This is a genomic window from Sphingomonas sp. NY01, from assembly GCF_038809135.1.
Lineage (GTDB): Bacteria > Pseudomonadota > Alphaproteobacteria > Sphingomonadales > Sphingomonadaceae > Sphingomonas > Sphingomonas carotinifaciens.
Genome location: NZ_CP101722.1, coordinates 2,596,577 through 2,612,173 on the forward strand (window position 1 = coordinate 2,596,577; position 15,597 = coordinate 2,612,173).

Sequence of the window (15,597 nt, forward strand, 5' to 3'; positions counted from 1 at the left end):
CCACCGCATAGGCCGCCGACACGAAGCTCCAATGGTTCATGCCGCCGCCATCCGCCGCGCCCGCGCCTCGGCCTTGGTGCGCGCCAGCATCATCCGCATCCGCATGAGCACGATGCCGCCGAACAGAAAGGTGAAACCGGCCATGGTGATCGGCAGCGGCCACAGGATCGTGCCGTCGATCGTCGACTTGGTCAGCCCGATCGAGGGGCCCTGGTGCAACGTGTTCCACCACACCACCGAATAGCGGATGATCGGCAGCAGCACGCTGCCCGCCACGCCGTACAGCGCCGGGATGCGGCCGTCGCCGCCCTGTTCCGCATCGGCCCGCGCCAACGCGATATAGCCGAGATAAACGAAGAACAGCAGCAGCATCGAGGTCAGCCGCCCATCCCATTGCCACCACGTCCCCCAGGTCGGCCGCCCCCAGATCGCGCCGGTGACAAGGCAGATCGCGGCAAAGGCGGCGCCCGGCACCGCGATCGCGCGGGCCGCTACCTGCGCCAGCGGATGGCGCCACACCAGATAGGCGATGCTGGCGATCGCCAGGCTGCTCCACCCGCCCATGCCCAGCCAGGCGGCGGGCACATGAATATACATGATCCGCACCGTCTCGCCCTGCAGGTAATCGGGCGGCGTCTGCGTCAACCCGGCCCATACCCCCACCGCGATCAGCAGCGCGCCCAGCCAGAAGAACACCCCCGTCAGCGGACGGGCGATCTTCAGAAACCGGGCAGGATTGGCAAGGGCATGAAGGCTCGGCACGATCCGCCCGTCTTAGGGCCCTTTGACCGCGCCGTCACGGGGGTTTGGATATGCCGGGCGGGTATGCGGCGCAGCGTGTATCGAGCCCTCCCCCCTCCCCGGGGAGAGGGAACCGCGCATAAGACCCCTCGCCCCTCCGGGGAGCATCAGGTGAACAGCGCCCCGCGCTCTTCAGGTCATTGCCGGGGGCATGACCGACCTGATGCTGGCGGGACCCGCCGCGACAGCGGTGGGAGGGTGAGGGGCAGACCAGCAGTGCGGCGCCGCTTGGCAGCCCCTCACCCTTCCCACTGCCTGAAGGCAGCGGGCCCCTTCCCTCTCCCCGCAGGGGAGAGGGAGCCACGCACAAAACCCTTCTCCCCGGCGAGGAGAGGGATCAAGAAATTACCGCCCGATCAACCGCTGCGCGATCTCGTCCGCCACATCCGACGCCGGATGGCCGTTGGCAGCGCTCTCGCTCCACACCTGCTCCAGCCGCTCCGGGATCTTCGCGATACGCGCCATCACCTCGGCCTCGTCGCCCTGGCCCAGATATTCCAGCCCGACATTGATGATGCCGCCGGCATTGATGACGTAATCGGGCGCGTACAGGATGCCCGCCTCGTGCACGCGGCGCCCGTCGGCGCGCGTCGCCAACTGGTTGTTCGCGCCGCCCGCGACGATCTTCGCCTTCAACTGCGGGATCGATCCCTCGTGCAGCACGGCACCCAACGCATTGGGGCTGACGATGTCGGCGTCCTCGAACAGGATCTGCTCGGCCGCCACCACGCCCGCGCCCAGCTCACCCGCCAGCGCCTGCGCCCGGCCTTCGTTGACATCGGCCAGCGTCAGGATCGCGCCGTCCCTAGCCAGCAGCCGGGCCAGCCCGCCCCCGACCGAGCCGACGCCTTGGATCGCGACGCGCACGCCCTTCATGTCGTCGGTGCCCAGGCCGCGCTTGGCGGCGGCCTTCACGCCCAGATACACGCCGTGCGCGGTATAGGGTCCCGGATCGCCGCCCGCGGCGCCCGATGCGACCGGCAGGCCCGAGACATAGCGGGTCTGGCCGGCGATCACCTTCATCCGCTCCTCGGACATGCCGACATCCTCGGCGGTGACATAGCGGCCGCCGAGCGATTCGACCGCGCGGCCAAAGGCTTCCAGCTGCGCGGTGGTGATCGTGTCGCCGGGGTTCGCCGCCAGCACCACGCCCTTGCCGCCGCCCAGCGTCAGCCCGGCCATCGCGTTCTTGTAGCTCATGCCGCGCGACAGGCGCAGCGCATCGGTGATCGCGCGATCGGGCGTGGCATAGTGCCAGAAGCGTGCGCCGCCGGCGGCGGGGCCCAGATGCGTCGAATGGACCGCGATCACCGCCTGCAACCCCGATGCGGGATCGCTGAACAGATGAACGCCCTCATGCCCGTCGAAATCAGGGAAGCCCCAGTCCGCCATGTCGTTTCCGATGCTGTGGGAAAAATGGGGCGACCGACGGGACTTGAACCCGCGACCCTCGGTACCACAAACCGATGCTCTAACCAACTGAGCTACGATCGCCACTGAAGGATTGCGCCCCTAGCCGGGGCCTCTCCTCGCGTCAAGGCTATCAGAATCTTCCCTGCACCGAAAGTCGATAGCCGCCCGGCCCGGGCGCGAAACCCAGCCGCCCCAATCGCTCGATCGTCGCCGCATCCCCCGCCGCCAGCGTCAGGTCCGCGGTATAGCGCCCGTCCGGCCGGATGCGCAGTGTCACCCCTTCGGTCCCCGACGTGCCCGTCAGCGGCAAGAGCAGCGCGCCTGCGTCGCACCGCGCCATGCCGGACAGCGTCGGCGGCAGCGGCAACACGCCGTCCTCCGTCGCCATCACCGCCCGCACGCGCCCGTCCGCCGATTCGCAGGTCTCGTCGCGAAAGCGCACGCTCACGCCCTCCAGGTCCAGGCTCGCCACCGGCAGCGGATTGAACACCCCCGCCACCGGCAGTCGCGCGGTCACATCGTCCAGCGCCACCAGATGCCGGCCGATCTCGGCGGCGCCCTCCAGTGGTGGCGCAAGCCCCCCCGGCCCGGAAAAGACCAGCCGCGCCCGCCCGATCAGCAGCGCAAAGGGCGACAGCCGCGCCTTCACATCGCCCAGCACCACGTCGCCGAACCGCGCCTCGCGCAGCCGTGCGTCCCAGATGCTGCCTGACACACGCCGCGCCGACAGCCCTTCCTCGCCCGCCGCCGCCGCACCCAGCACGATGCGCATCGGTAACAGCACGATCAGCGCCAGGAACAGCATCGCGCCGAACAGGACCGACGGCCGCGTCGTCAACCGGATGCGCCTCATGCCGCGCGGCTCCGCAGGACCAGCGTCACGCCCACCGTGCGGTCGCCATTGTCGGTCAACGTCGCCTGCTCCACCAATATGCCGCCGCGCTCCAGCCGGTTCAGCCAGGGGATCAGCGCCGCCGCCCGCGCCGACTGGATCTGGGCGCGCACCCGGCCGGGTCCGTCCTCGTTCAGCGATTGCAGCGCGAAGCCCGCCTCGTCGGCGGCGGCGCGCACCGTGTCGGCCAGCGACCCGGTCAGCGGCGGCGGCCGGCGGATGCCGGTCAGCGCCTCGACCTGGGCCTGCGTCTCGCCCAGCCGCACCACCGCGGCGCTGTGCCGCTCGCGCGCACTCGCCAGCCCGTCGTCCACCGGCCGCACGATCCCGGCCCACAGGATCGTCACCACCATCAGCGCGGCCATCACCAGCAGCAGCCGCTTCTCGCGCAGCGACCGCCCGTCGAACCACGTCTTCAACGCGCTCATCGCACCCTCACCGTGAATTCCCCCGTGATCCGCCCGCCTGCCGCGGTGAAGGTGCCGGCCTGCACGTCAAAGCCCGCCGCCTCGATCGCCCGCTTCAGGTCGGTGGCCAGCGCCTCGCGCTCGACCGCGATGCCCAGCCGCATGTCACCCGATGGCTGGAAGTCCAGCGCGGTGATCTCGGTACCCGGCACCGCGCGCACCACCGCGAACACCGCCGCCGCGCTGCGGCTGAAGCCAAGGCCAGGGCCGCGCACGCCTGCCAGCCGCTCCGCCAGTTGCCGGTCGGCATCGGTCACCGTCTCGCCCCGCGGCAGCACAGTGCGGGCTAGCGCGTCCGCGCGCGCCTCGGCGGCATCGGCGGCAAAGCTGTAGCGCGCGATCCGCACCAGATCGATCGCCAGCGTCAGCGCCAGTATCGCCAGCCCCATCAGCGCCAGCCGCCGGATCAACCGCCAGTCGATCGCGCGCCGCCGCCGCCGTGCGAACACCCCTTGCCGCAGGTCCAGCGGCACCGCCGCGACTGCTGCCGCCATCGCCGCAACCAGCTCGGGCTCGGGCACCGGCTCGGGCAGCGCGCCGCCCGTCACCAGCGGGGTCAGCGCCGCATCGTCGGCAAAGCCCGCATGCCGCCCGCGCACCACCGCCTGCCCGCCCACGGACCCGAGCGCATAGCCGCTGTCGGGGCGCGGCAGCAGCAGCGGCGCCGGCACCAGCGCGACCGGATCGATCCCGGCCTCCGCCAGCATCGACAGCCATCCGGCCATCGCGCCGGCATTGACCACGCCGATCGCGCGACCACCGTCCTCGGCCTCTTCCCCGCCCACCGCGACGTGCAGCTCGCTCATCGGCGCGGCGCTCGCCTCCGCCGCCATGATCCGCGCCGCCGCCGCCGCCTGCGCGCTCGACCGGGCGGGCAGCTCCGCCCAGTGCAGCGTCACCGCCTCCGCCGGCGCCACCGCGATCGCCGGCGCATCCCCCGGCGGCGGCCCGTCGCCCTCGCCCGCGACGCGGCCATCCTCCAGCCGCATCCAGCGCAGCGCGCCCCCCGGCGGCGGCAGAAACACAAGATTGGTCGCGCTCATAGATCTTCCCCCCATTGCCGATGGGTCAGGCGGACGGGAAGCGTGCGGGCATCGACCAGCCCGCGTTCCTCGATCTGCGTCGTCCCCAGCGTCACGTCGATGCGCAGGGCGAACCACTGCGTCTTCACCCCCGGTTGGCTCGTCGGCTCACCACCCACGCCCTGCCACGCCGCACTCGCCTCGGCAAAGCCTTGCGGTGGCCGGCGCAGCAATTGCTGCCGGATCGTCTCCGGGTTCACCCCCGTCTGGAACAGCATCGCGACGAGCGGCGCCTGTTCGGGCAACAGCGTGTTGACGTTGATCGCGCTCGGCTCGTTCGTCGGCAGCGTGCACAGCCAGGGGCGCAGCGTCTCGTACACCTCCGCCGTCACCCCGTTCACCGCGCGCAGCTCGCTCACGTCCGCCATCAGCGTGCCGGGCGTCCGGTACGGCGTTTCGCGCGCCAGATAGAGCGGGTCCTCGCCGCCGCCGGATTGCTGGTCCTGGTCGGTATCGATCCAATCCGATGCCCCCGCCGCCACCTGTGCGGCCACCTGTGCCGGCACCCCGACATAGCCCATCAGCCGCATGAACTCGGCCTGTCGCTGCGGATCGCTGGCATAGACGCCCGGCGCATCGGGCAGGCTGCGCACCAGGCTGTTCAGGTTGAAGCAGTTGCCCCCGTCCGTCACCCGCGCCACCGCGCTGCCACCGCCGGGCAGCGGCAGGCCGAACGGCCGGTCGCTCCAGTCGCCCAGCAGCGACACCCGGTCCGGGCTGCGCTGCAACAGCCCGCCGATCCGCACCAGTGCCAGCGCCTCGCCCGCTTGCGCGAACGCGCGCGCCTGCTCCACCGCCAGCGCATTGCCGCCCAGCCGCGTCGACAGGCGCAGCTTCTCCAGCGCCGTCGCGGCCAGCACCGCGATCACCGCCACCAGGATCAGCACGGTCAGCAGCGCCGCCCCGCGCTCGCCCTCACGCACCGGCCACCTGCCTTGCGGGCGCATAGCCCGTCCCCACCAGGAACATCTGGCGATACAGGGTGCCGTCCGTCCGCTCGATCGTCACCTCGGCCGCCTGCGGCAGCGCCGCCCCCTGCACCCCCTGCCACTGGTCCAGCCACGCCCCCTGGAACCGGTAGCGCAGATGCAGCGCGCGCACCCGCGGCAACAGCACGGTCGGCGGCAGCGGCTGCGCCCCGTCCAGCATCGGATACGCCACCCGCTCCAGCGCATCGCCCGCCACCCGGTACGTCACCTTCTGGAGTGACGCCCGCGGCGCGGCATCCAGATTGGTCCACCCCCCGCGCACCACCGTCATCCCCGCCGCCTCGCCGACCAGCGCCGGGCGCAGCACGCCGCCCTCGTCCCGCGCCGGCCGCGCCACCGCCTGCCCCAGATCGGCCGACAGGATCGACAAGGTCCGGTTAAGCGCGGACACATCGTCCAGCCGTCCGCCGACGCTGGCCTGCGTCCGCACGCTCAGCGCCAGGATCGCCACCGCCGCCGACGCCAGCATCGCAAAGATCAGCAGCGCGACCATCACCTCGACCAGCGTAAAGCCGGCCTCGCGCCGCGGGAGGGGTGCGACCGTCATCGCAGGCCCGGTGACCGGTTCGGCCGGTTCCGGTCGCCGCCGCCACCCGGATCGGGGTTCGGCGCGACCAGCACCGGCGGCGGCAGCGTCGCCGGCCGGATCATCGTCACCCGCCCCAGCGTGTTGCCGCCGCGGCCGAACACCGACACGTCGATGCGCACCACGCGCTGGTCGCCGGTCGGGCTCACCACCCGTGTCCAGCGCCACGCCTGCCCGCCATTGGGCTCGGCCCCGTCGCTGCGCCCCAGCGTCGGCGCCTCCGGCTCGGTCACCGCCTCGATCGCGACGTTGCGCGCCACCATCTGCGCGACCATCGTCTTGCTCAGCGTGCCCGCGCCGCGGATCGTCGCGCCCTCCAGCCGCACCAGCGCCATCGCCGCCAGGCTGAACACCGCCAGCGCGACCATGATCTCGATCAGGGTAAAGCCGCGACTATTATCCATCGACGCGCACGCTGCCGTCCGCGCCGATCCGCACCACCGTCTCCACCCGATCGCGCGCCAGCTTCAGGTCGGCGGGGCGATCCGCCAGCCCGGTCACGTCGAACGTCACGCGCAGCCGCCCACTGGTGTTCGCGATCTCGGGCCGCGTGCCCTCCGCCCAACGCTCGACCCGCAGCGGCTTGTCCGCCACCGGCACCCAGCCGCCCGACACCCGCCGGTCGAAGCCGTAGCCGCCGCGCGTCACCCACAGGCTGACCGGCGCGGCGTTCACCACCGCACTGTCCTGCGCCGCACGCACCCGCACCGCAAAGCGCGTCGCCTCGTCCACCAGCCGTCCGCGCCGGTCGGGCATCGCCCACACCACGGCGGCCGACGCCAGCCCGATGATCGTCACCACGACCATCAGTTCGACCAGCGTGAACCCCGCCTCGCGGCGGCGCCTGGCCGTCTTACTGCCAGTTGCCGATATCGGCATTGATCCCCTCGCCGCCTTCCTTACCGTCGGCGCCGTAGGTCCAGATATCCGCCTCGCCATGCTGGCCGGGCGAGGCGTAGAGATACGGCCGCCCCCACGGATCGTCGGGGAGCTTCTTCAGATAGCCGCCCCGCTGATAACGCGAAGGATCGGAAAGCCCGGCGGGCATCGTCACCAGCGCCTGCAAGCCCTGGCTCGTCGTCGGATAGGTCAGGTTCTGCAACTTGTAGAGTTCCAACCCGCCCTCGATCTGCGCGATATCAGCCTTGGCCTTTTCGATCCGCGCCGTGTCGCCGGAGGGCAGCACGTTCAGCGCGACGATCGTCGCCAGCAGGCCGATGATGACGATCACCACCATCAGCTCCACCAGCGTGAAGCCATCCTCATTACGACGGCGGCGCGCTTTAGCTAGGCGAAGCGCCTTGTTCATCTCGATACGCATGGTCACCTCATTGTCCTGCCAGCGTGTTCAGTTGCAGGATCGGCAGCAGGATGGATAGCACGATGGTGGCGACGATGCCGCCCATCACGACGATGATCGCCGGCTCCAGCAGCGACAGCGCGGTCGCAGTGAAGCGGTCGAACTCGCGTTCCAGATAGTCGGCGGCACGCTCCAGCATCTCGTCCAGCCGCCCCGCCGCCTCGCCCGACGCCGCCAGATAGGTCAGCAGCGGCGGAAACACGCTGGCGCGTCGCATCGCGGCGGACAGGCTGCCGCCGCCGCGGATCGCCTCGACGATATCGTCGGAGGCGACGCGCAACCGCCGGTTGTGGATCGTGCCTGCGGTCAGCGTCAGCCCTTCGAGCAGCGGCAACCGGCTCGCCACCATCGTCCCCAGCGTCCGCGCCATCCGCGCCGCATGCAGGTCGCGCAGCAACCGCCCGAGCAGCGGCACGCGCAGCAGCCAGCTATCGAAGGACAGCCGGATGGAGGGCACCTTCAACGCCTGCCACCCACCAAGTCCCGCCAGCACGACGAACAGCAGCATCAGCCACCACCACCCGACCAGCAGGTCCGATACGCCGATCACCATCCGCGTCAGGAAGGGCAGTTCCTGCCCCACCGTATCGAACTGTTCCACGACCTGCGGCACGACGAACATCATCAGCGCGGTGACTACGCCCAGCGCCACCAGCGCGAGGATGGTGGGATAGGCGAGCGCGGTGATCAGCTTGCCGCGAATCTCCGCCTGCCGCTCCAGCAGTGCCGCCAGCCGCTCCAAAATCGTCGGCAGCGTGCCCGAGCTTTCGCCCGCCGCCACCATCGCGCGGTACAAGGGCGGAAAGCTCTTGGGCTCGCGCGCCATCGCATCGGCCAGCCGCCGCCCCTCGACCACGCCGGCATGCACCGCCGATACCACGCCGCGCACCTTGTCGGTCTCGGTCTGGCGCGTGATCGTGCGCAGGCTTTCCTCCAGCGGCGACACGCGGTTCAGCGTCGCCAGCTGCCGGGTGAACAGCGTCAGTTGCTTGCCCGACATGCGCGGGCGGCCCAGTTGCAGCCCGAACAGCGGCCGGGCGCCCGCCACCGGCGCGCTGCCCGGCTTGAGCGACACGACATACAGGCGCTGCCGGTCCAGCGCCGCGCGCGCCGCATCGGCATCGGCGGCGGCGACATGCCCCCGCCGCTCCGCGCCCTTGGTGTCGATCGCGACATAGTCGAAATCAGCCATCGGTCGCATCGCGTCGCGTCACGCGGATCGCCTCTTCCGCCGTGGTCTGCCCGGCCAGCACCAGGTCGCGCGCGGAGGAGGCCAGCGTCGGCGCCTTCTGAAAGGCGTGCGCGGCGATCGCCTGCTCGTCGCCACCCTCGTTGATCAGGCGGCGGACGGTTTCGTCCACCCTGACCGCCTCGTACACGCCGATCCGGCCCTTGTAGCCGGTGCCGTTGCACTGCTCGCACCCGCGCGCGACATGGACGATCGTGTCGCCGGCAATGCCCAGCATCGGCGCCACCGTCTCGCTGGCCGGCACGCCGTGGCGGCAGACGGGGCACAGCCGCCGCACCAGCCGCTGCGCGATCACGGCGCGCAGCGTGGAGGCGAGCAGGAACGGCTCCACCTTCATGTCGCGCATCCGGGTGATCGCGCCCACCGCATCGTTGGTGTGGACGGTGGACAGCACCAGATGCCCGGTCAGCGATGCCTGCACCGCGATCTCGGCAGTCTCGCGGTCGCGGATTTCGCCGACCATCACCACGTCGGGGTCCTGACGCAGGATGGCGCGCAGGCCCGCCGCGAAGGTCAGCCCGACCTTGGCATTGACCTGCGTCTGGCCGACGCCGTCCACCGCATATTCGACCGGGTCCTCGACCGTCAGGATGTTGCGGCTGCCATCGTTCAACAGGCGCAGGGACGCGTAAAGCGAGGTCGTCTTGCCAGAACCCGTCGGCCCGGTGACCAGCAGGATGCCGTTCGGCTCGGCCAGCGCCTCGCGCAGCAGCGCGTACATCGCCGGGCTCATCCCCAGCGCATCCAGGTCGATGCCCGCATTCTCCTTGTCCAGGATACGCAGCACCACCCGCTCGCCCGCCCGGCTCGGCAGCGTCGAGACACGCACGTCGAGCAGCTTGCCGCCCAGCGTCAGGCCCATGCGTCCGTCCTGCGGCACGCGCCGCTCGGCAATGTCCAGCCGCGCCATCACCTTGATGCGGCTGACCACCACCGGCGCGACATGCGGCGGCATGCGCAGCGTCTCGCGCAGCACGCCATCGATCCGCATCCGCACGACCAGACCCGTCTCGTACGGCTCGATATGGATGTCCGACACGCCATTGCGCGCCGCATCGGCCAATATGCCGTTGATCAGCCGGATCGCGGGCGCATCGTCCGCGGTGTCGAGCAGGTCCTCGGCGGTCGGCAATCCTTCGGCCAGCAGGTCCAGCTCGTCGCCCATCCCCGCCGCCGCCATCGCGGTCGCCTGCCCGTCCATCGCATAGGCATCGGACAACAGCCGGTCGAACGCCGCCGGCTCGACCACCGACACCGCGAACGGCCGCCCCAGATGCCGCCGCAACTCGATCAACGCCTTGGGATCGCTCCCCTCGCGCAGCGCTACCGCCAGCGGCTCCTGCGCCGCCAGGCACGTCCCGAACTTGCGTGCAAAGGCATAAGGGATGGACAGCGGCGCAACCAGCTCCAGCATCCCGCCATCACGCCCGTCCCCCTCGTGAAACGCCGCCCCGTCACGCCCCTCCCGCTCGCGGGCGGACGCCCCGTCACTCCCCTCCCGCTCGCGGGAGGGGTCGGGGGAGGGAAGTGCAGCAGGCGCATCGGCCAAAGGCACCTGCCCTCCCCCGAGCGGAAGGGAAGAAGGTAGGGGCACCGTATCGCCGGTCCCCTCATGCCCCTTGCGGATGATCACCGGCGCCGCCGCGGGGTTTCGGGCAACCGCTGTACCGGCACCGCGATATTGGGGTCCTCGATATTGCCGGGCATCGGCGCGCGCGGGATCGGCGGCGCGGCATTCATGTAATCGCGCACCAGTTCGTCGATCGACGGCTCCACGCCCGGCTGCGCATAGCCCTGCAACTGGCGCAGATAGCCATAGCGCTGCTCGGTCACCCGGCGCGAATCCTCGGGCGTGCGCAGGATCGTCGGGCGGATGAACACCATCAGGTTCGTCTTGGCCCGGCTGCGCGCCTTGGACCGGAACAATGCGCCCAGCCCCGGAATGTCGCCGAGCAACGGGATCTTCTCGATCGTGCGCCGCTCGTTATCGTCCAGCAGGCCGCCGATCACCGTGATCTGCCCGTCATCGGGGGTGAACACATTCTCGAACGCGCGCTTGTTCAGGATCAGCTCCGAATTGTCGCTCGATACCGGCCCGGCGATCGAACTCACCTCCAGGCGGACATACAGCTTCAGCGACCCGCCCGCATTCACCTGCGGCTTCACGTCCAGCTGGATGCCGACATTCTGGCGCTGCACGGTGCGGAAGGCATTGTCGAAATTGTTCGACAGCGCCTGCCCCGTCGTCACCGGGATCTCCTGCCCGACCAGGCTGTGCGCCTGCTGATTGTCCAGCGTGATCAGGTGCGGGACCTGCAACAGGTTCGATGTCGTGTCGCTCTTCACCGCATTGATGATCGCGCCGAACACGGTGTCGCCAATCTGCCCGCCCCAGCCCAGCGCGCCGCCCGTCGTCCCCAGGATCGACTGCACCGCCGACTGCGTCAACTGGTCGAACGCCGGGTTGGGGGTGCGCGTCTCGGTCCGCGTTCCGTCGGGGGCGATCACCGTCGTGCTGGTGCCGCCGAGCCGCTGCCCGCCGATCGCGCCGGCGATCTGCAGGATGTTGGGCGCGGTGTTCGAATAGGTCGACGCGCCGAACGCCCCGCCCGACAGGCTGCCGAGCAGGAACTGCGCCCCCAGCCGCTTGACCGTCTGGTCGGACACCTCCGCGACGATCGCCTCGATCAGCACCTGCTCGCGCCGCACGTCCAGTTGCCGGATCACCTCGCCTAACTGCCGCTGCACGTCCGCCGGTCCCGCGATCACGATCGCGTTTGCACCCACGAAGCGCGTCACCACCGCGGCGGTGCGCCCGCCCTGCGTACTGATCGCCGCCTGCTGCCCCGTCTGCCCCCCGCTCCCCGGCGTGCTCGCACTCTGCGTCTGCTGCACCGGCTGCGACTGGCGCGCCGCGGTCGAATTGATCCCCGCCGCCCCCGTCGTCCCGTTGGTCTGCGAGAAGCTGCCCCGCGACAGCGTCGTCTCCTGCACCGCATCGGGCGTCTGCCCGACCAGCTGCTGCAACACCGGCAGCAGCTGCTCGGCATCCGCATTGTTCAGGAACACGACGCGGATCTCGGTGCCGTTGCGCGCCTTTTCGTCCAGTTCGCGCGCCACCTGCGCCAGCCGCGCGACGCTGCTCGCGTCACCGCGCAGCGCCACCGAGTTGGAGCTGTCGATCGCCACCACCGACACGCCCCCCGCCGTGCCGCTCGCCACCGCACCCTGGTTGCCGCCGCCGCTTTGCACCGCGGCGCCGCCGCTGCCGCCACCGGCCAGTGCCTGCAACGCGCTGGCGATCTCGCGCGCGCCGGCATTTTGCAGCGCGATCACCCGCGTCGAGGCATTGTCCGTGTCGATCCGGCGCACCACTTCGCGGATGCGCCGCACATTGTCGGCAAAATCCACCACGACCAGGCTGTTGCCGCCGCGGTTCGCGGTGACCGACCCTTGCGCGCTGACCAGCGGCCGCACCGTCTCCACCGCCGCCGCCGCATCGCCCGATCGCAGCCGGATGATCTCGGTGACGAAGGCGTTGCGATTGGCACCCCCCGCCCCGATCCGGCTCGGCTGCGAGGCGGCATTGTCCAGCGGCTGCACCCGGAACGCCCCGCCCGAGGTCGGCACCGCGACCAGTCCGTTGGAGCGCAGCGTCGACAGGAAGATCTCGAAATATTCCGACCGGGACAGCGGCCGGTCGGTCACCACCGTCACCTTGCCCTGCACCCGGCTGTCGATGATGAAGGTCCGCCCCGTCACCTTGGCGGCATCCGCGATGAACGCGCGGATATCGGCATCGCGCACGTTCAGCGTGGTTTGCGCATGCGCGCCCGCTGCCAGCGCGCCCGACAGCGCGATCGCCAGAACCGAACCCAGAACCAGTCTCTTCATTGCCCCGCCACAATCGTGATGGCGAGCGGCAGCGTCTGATTGCCGCGCTCGACCGTGATAGGAATATTGCCGCCCTGCCCGAAATCGGCGGCGACGCGGTCGATATCGCCCGGCCCGGTCACCGGGCGCCCGCCGATCGCGGTCACCACATCGCCCTCCTGCAAGCCCGCCGCGCGGAACGCCGCGCCCGAGCCTTGCGGGCGCACCACCAGCCCGGACACGCGCCCGCCGTCCAGCCGGGGGATGAACCCGATATCGCTGCGCAGCTGTCCGATCCGCACCCCGGCCCCGCCGGCGGACGGCGGCGGCGCCCCCGCCTCACCCCCCGACGCGCCCGGTGCATCGGACTGGTCGAGATACAGTGTCTCCTCCGCCCCCCCGCGATCGATCACCACATGATCGAACGCCACCGCCTTCAGCCGCACGCCCGGCTGGATCTCGTCGCCGATCGCCACCGATTGCTGCACCCCGTCGGGCCCAGCCAGGATCGCGGAGCCGCGCCCCATCGCCTCGTCGATCCGCGTGCCGAACAGCGTCAGTTGCAGCGCGGTAACGGTGGCCGGCGCCTGGGTCGCCCCTTGCAGGCGGAAAAAGGGATCGAAGCCCGACAGGATGGTGGAGGGCGATCCCGGCACCACCGGCTGCGCCGGGCGCCAGTCGCCCAGCGGCGCGACCGGCGTCACCACCGCCCACACCAGCCGTGCCGCCTGAATGGCCAGCCCGGCCATCAGCAGCAGTTCGGCCACCGAATAGACATTGACGACGGGCAGGCGCCGCAACAGCCGGCGACCCCGCGCGTCGAGCTTCAAACGCATGAACCAAACACCCCAACCGCCGCACGCGCCCTAGGCATGCCATGTTACAGCTTTGCGTCAAAGCCCCGAAACACGGGCGTCACATTGGTACGGCACCGCGCCGCTGATATGATGCCTGTCATGACGATGCCGAACCTCGATATTCCCACCCTTGGCAGTGGCCTCGACGCCGAACCGATCGTGCAGCGCCTGCTCGGTCAACCGGGTGTCCAGCGTCTGCCCAGTCCCAAGCTCACCTTGTTCGTCAAGCGCGCGGCGCTTCCCGCCGAGCTATGCGCCACCCTGATCGCGCGCATCGACGCGGTGCGTCGCCCCTCCACCGTCTCCGATTCGAACGGCGACGCCAGTTACCGCACCAGCGAAACCGGCGATCTCGACCCCGCCGATCCTGCGGTGATCGCCACCGAGGGGATCATCGCCGCGCTGACCGGCCTGTCGCCGGACCATGGCGAGCCGATCCAGGGCCAGCGCTACGCGGTTGGTCAGGAGTTCAAGGGCCATACCGATTATTTCGAGCCACTCGGCATCGATTATGATCGCTATTGCGGCCGCTCGGGCAATCGCACCTGGACGGTGATGATCTACCTCAACACGCCCGAGGCGGGCGGCGCGACCCGCTTCAAGTCGGTCGACAAGACGATCCAGCCCGAAACCGGCAAGCTCCTCGCCTGGAACAACCGCCGGCCGGATGGGTCGCTGAACGCCGCGACGCTGCATCAGGGGATGAAGGTTCGCGCCGGGGTGAAATACGTCATCACCAAATGGTTCAGAGAGAAGCCCTGGATTGGCTGACCACTACCCCTCTCTCCTTCGGGGAGCATCAGGTAAACAGCGCCCCGCGCTGTTGAGTCCATGCCGGGGGCATGGACGACCTGATGCTGGAGGGGCCCGCCGCAAAGCGGTGGGAGGGTGAGGGGCCGCCCAGCAGCGCAGCACGGCTTGGCACCCCCTCACCCCAACCCTCTCCCCGGAGGGGAGAGGGAGCAGGAACCCTATTCCGCCGCCTCGGCCATCTCGGCGAACTCCGCCGCCGCCAGGAACCGCTCGGCATCCAGCGCCGCCATGCACCCGGTGCCCGCCGCGGTCACCGCCTGCCGGTACACCTTGTCGGCCACGTCGCCGCACGCGAACACGCCCTCCACGCTGGTGCGGGTCGATCCCGCCTCCACCGCGATATAGCCGTCCGCATCCAGCTCCAGATGCCCGCGGAACAGCTCGGTCGCCGGGTGATGCCCGATCGCGACGAAGCCGCCCTCGACATCGATCCGGCTATGCTCGCCCGTCACCGTGTCGACCAGGTCCAGCGCGACCAGCCCGGCATTGCCGCCGCCGTCCACGAACTCGCGAACTTCCTTGTTCCACAGGACCTTGACGTTCGGATGCGCATGCAACCGCTCCTGCAGGATGCGCTCGGCGCGCAAGCTGTCGCGGCGATGGATCAGCGTCACGTCGTCGGAATGGTTGGTCAGGTACAGCGCTTCCTCGACCGCGGTGTTGCCGCCGCCGATCACCGCCACCTTCTTGCCGCGATAGAAGAAGCCGTCGCAGGTCGCGCAGGCGGATACGCCCTTGCCCTTCATCGCGTCCTCGCTGTCCAGGCCCAGCCACTTGGCCTGCGCGCCCGTCGCGATCACCAGCACGTCCCCCTCATACACGTCGCCGCCGTCGCCGATCAGGCGGAACGGGCGCCGGGACAGGTCGACCTCGGTGATCGTGTCCCACATCAGGCGCGTGCCGACATGCTCGGCCTGCTTCTGCATCTGCTCCATCAGCCAGGGGCCCTGGATGACGTCGGCGAAACCGGGATAATTTTCCACATCGGTGGTCGTGGTTAGTTGCCCGCCGGGCTGGATGCCCTGCACCACGATCGGCGCCATGCCGGCGCGTGCGCCGTAGATCGCGGCCGACAGGCCGGCGGGGCCAGACCCCAGGATAAGCATGCGGGTGGTGTGCGTCGTCATGAGAGCGTTTGCGTCCTGTTGCGTCCTTGGCGCCTAGATAGGCGCAACCATACAAAAAATGAACCGCTCCGCTGGCACCGATCGCCGC

16 protein-coding genes and 1 tRNA gene are annotated in these 15,597 nt (G+C 70.2%); 1 reads left to right on the plus strand and 16 read right to left on the minus strand.

All coding sequences use genetic code 11. The annotated features are described in order from the left end of the window. Positions 1-36: 36 nt before the first annotated feature. From ccmC to NPJ82_RS12625, 15 genes are all read right to left on the minus strand, one after another. Positions 37-762, minus strand: a complete 726-nt coding sequence (gene ccmC, locus NPJ82_RS12555; RefSeq protein ID WP_342657580.1) for a heme ABC transporter permease CcmC — start codon at positions 760-762, stop codon at positions 37-39. 384 nt (positions 763-1,146) lie between these two features. Further along, positions 1,147-2,193, minus strand: coding sequence for a Glu/Leu/Phe/Val dehydrogenase dimerization domain-containing protein (locus NPJ82_RS12560; RefSeq protein WP_342657581.1), 1,047 nt, complete (start codon positions 2,191-2,193; stop codon positions 1,147-1,149). A gap of 25 nt (positions 2,194-2,218) precedes the next feature. Beyond that, positions 2,219-2,295, minus strand: a tRNA-His gene (locus tag NPJ82_RS12565). A gap of 49 nt (positions 2,296-2,344) precedes the next feature. Further along, the gene (locus NPJ82_RS12570) at positions 2,345-3,067 is read right to left on the minus strand and encodes a type II secretion system protein N (RefSeq protein WP_149680888.1); all 723 of its coding nucleotides are present in this window, start codon (positions 3,065-3,067) and stop codon (positions 2,345-2,347) included. Continuing rightward, complete coding sequence (locus NPJ82_RS12575; RefSeq protein WP_112381090.1) at positions 3,064-3,534, minus strand: type II secretion system protein M; 471 nt, start codon at positions 3,532-3,534, stop codon at positions 3,064-3,066. Before NPJ82_RS12575 ends, NPJ82_RS12570 begins: the two co-directional genes overlap by 4 nt. Further along, on the minus strand, positions 3,531-4,616 hold the full coding sequence (gspL, locus tag NPJ82_RS12580) for a type II secretion system protein GspL (RefSeq protein ID WP_112381091.1): 1,086 nt from the start codon (positions 4,614-4,616) through the stop codon (positions 3,531-3,533). The genes NPJ82_RS12575 and gspL overlap by 4 nt, the downstream gene beginning before the upstream one ends. After that, entirely contained in the window at positions 4,613-5,578 is a 966-nt protein-coding gene (gspK, locus tag NPJ82_RS12585) for a type II secretion system minor pseudopilin GspK (RefSeq protein WP_342657582.1), read from the minus strand. Before gspK ends, gspL begins: the two co-directional genes overlap by 4 nt. Continuing rightward, entirely contained in the window at positions 5,571-6,191 is a 621-nt protein-coding gene (gene gspJ / locus NPJ82_RS12590; protein WP_342657583.1) for a type II secretion system minor pseudopilin GspJ, read from the minus strand. The genes gspK and gspJ overlap by 8 nt, the downstream gene beginning before the upstream one ends. After that, positions 6,188-6,634 carry a type II secretion system minor pseudopilin GspI gene (gspI, locus tag NPJ82_RS12595; RefSeq protein WP_342657584.1) on the minus strand — a complete coding sequence of 149 codons (447 nt, stop codon included), beginning with the start codon at positions 6,632-6,634 and terminating at the stop codon, positions 6,188-6,190. The genes gspJ and gspI overlap by 4 nt, the downstream gene beginning before the upstream one ends. Further along, positions 6,627-7,109: a GspH/FimT family pseudopilin gene (locus NPJ82_RS12600; protein ID WP_342657585.1), complete on the minus strand. Its 483-nt coding sequence runs from the start codon at positions 7,107-7,109 to the stop codon at positions 6,627-6,629. The genes gspI and NPJ82_RS12600 overlap by 8 nt, the downstream gene beginning before the upstream one ends. Continuing rightward, complete coding sequence (gene gspG, locus NPJ82_RS12605; RefSeq protein WP_149680895.1) at positions 7,084-7,551, minus strand: type II secretion system major pseudopilin GspG; 468 nt, start codon at positions 7,549-7,551, stop codon at positions 7,084-7,086. Before gspG ends, NPJ82_RS12600 begins: the two co-directional genes overlap by 26 nt. 7 nt (positions 7,552-7,558) lie before the next feature. Next, positions 7,559-8,782 carry a type II secretion system inner membrane protein GspF gene (gene gspF, locus NPJ82_RS12610; protein ID WP_149680896.1) on the minus strand — a complete coding sequence of 408 codons (1,224 nt, stop codon included), beginning with the start codon at positions 8,780-8,782 and terminating at the stop codon, positions 7,559-7,561. Further along, positions 8,775-10,253 (minus strand): ATPase, T2SS/T4P/T4SS family, encoded by a 1,479-nt coding sequence (locus NPJ82_RS12615; RefSeq protein ID WP_112381097.1) that lies wholly within the window; start codon positions 10,251-10,253, stop codon positions 8,775-8,777. The genes gspF and NPJ82_RS12615 overlap by 8 nt, the downstream gene beginning before the upstream one ends. Positions 10,254-10,468: 215 nt before the next feature. Continuing rightward, positions 10,469-12,733, minus strand: coding sequence for a type II secretion system secretin GspD (gspD, locus tag NPJ82_RS12620; RefSeq protein WP_342657586.1), 2,265 nt, complete (start codon positions 12,731-12,733; stop codon positions 10,469-10,471). Further along, positions 12,730-13,548, minus strand: a complete 819-nt coding sequence (locus NPJ82_RS12625; protein WP_342657587.1) for a type II secretion system protein N — start codon at positions 13,546-13,548, stop codon at positions 12,730-12,732. The genes gspD and NPJ82_RS12625 overlap by 4 nt, the downstream gene beginning before the upstream one ends. 120 nt (positions 13,549-13,668) lie before the next feature. Between NPJ82_RS12625 and NPJ82_RS12630 the strand changes: the two genes are divergently transcribed. Next, on the plus strand, positions 13,669-14,340 hold the full coding sequence (locus NPJ82_RS12630; protein ID WP_342657588.1) for a 2OG-Fe(II) oxygenase: 672 nt from the start codon (positions 13,669-13,671) through the stop codon (positions 14,338-14,340). Between the two features lie 200 nt (positions 14,341-14,540). Here the strand turns inward: NPJ82_RS12630 and trxB are convergent, their stop codons facing one another. Further along, positions 14,541-15,509 carry a thioredoxin-disulfide reductase gene (trxB, locus tag NPJ82_RS12635; protein ID WP_342657589.1) on the minus strand — a complete coding sequence of 323 codons (969 nt, stop codon included), beginning with the start codon at positions 15,507-15,509 and terminating at the stop codon, positions 14,541-14,543. Between the last annotated feature and the right edge of the window lie 88 nt (positions 15,510-15,597).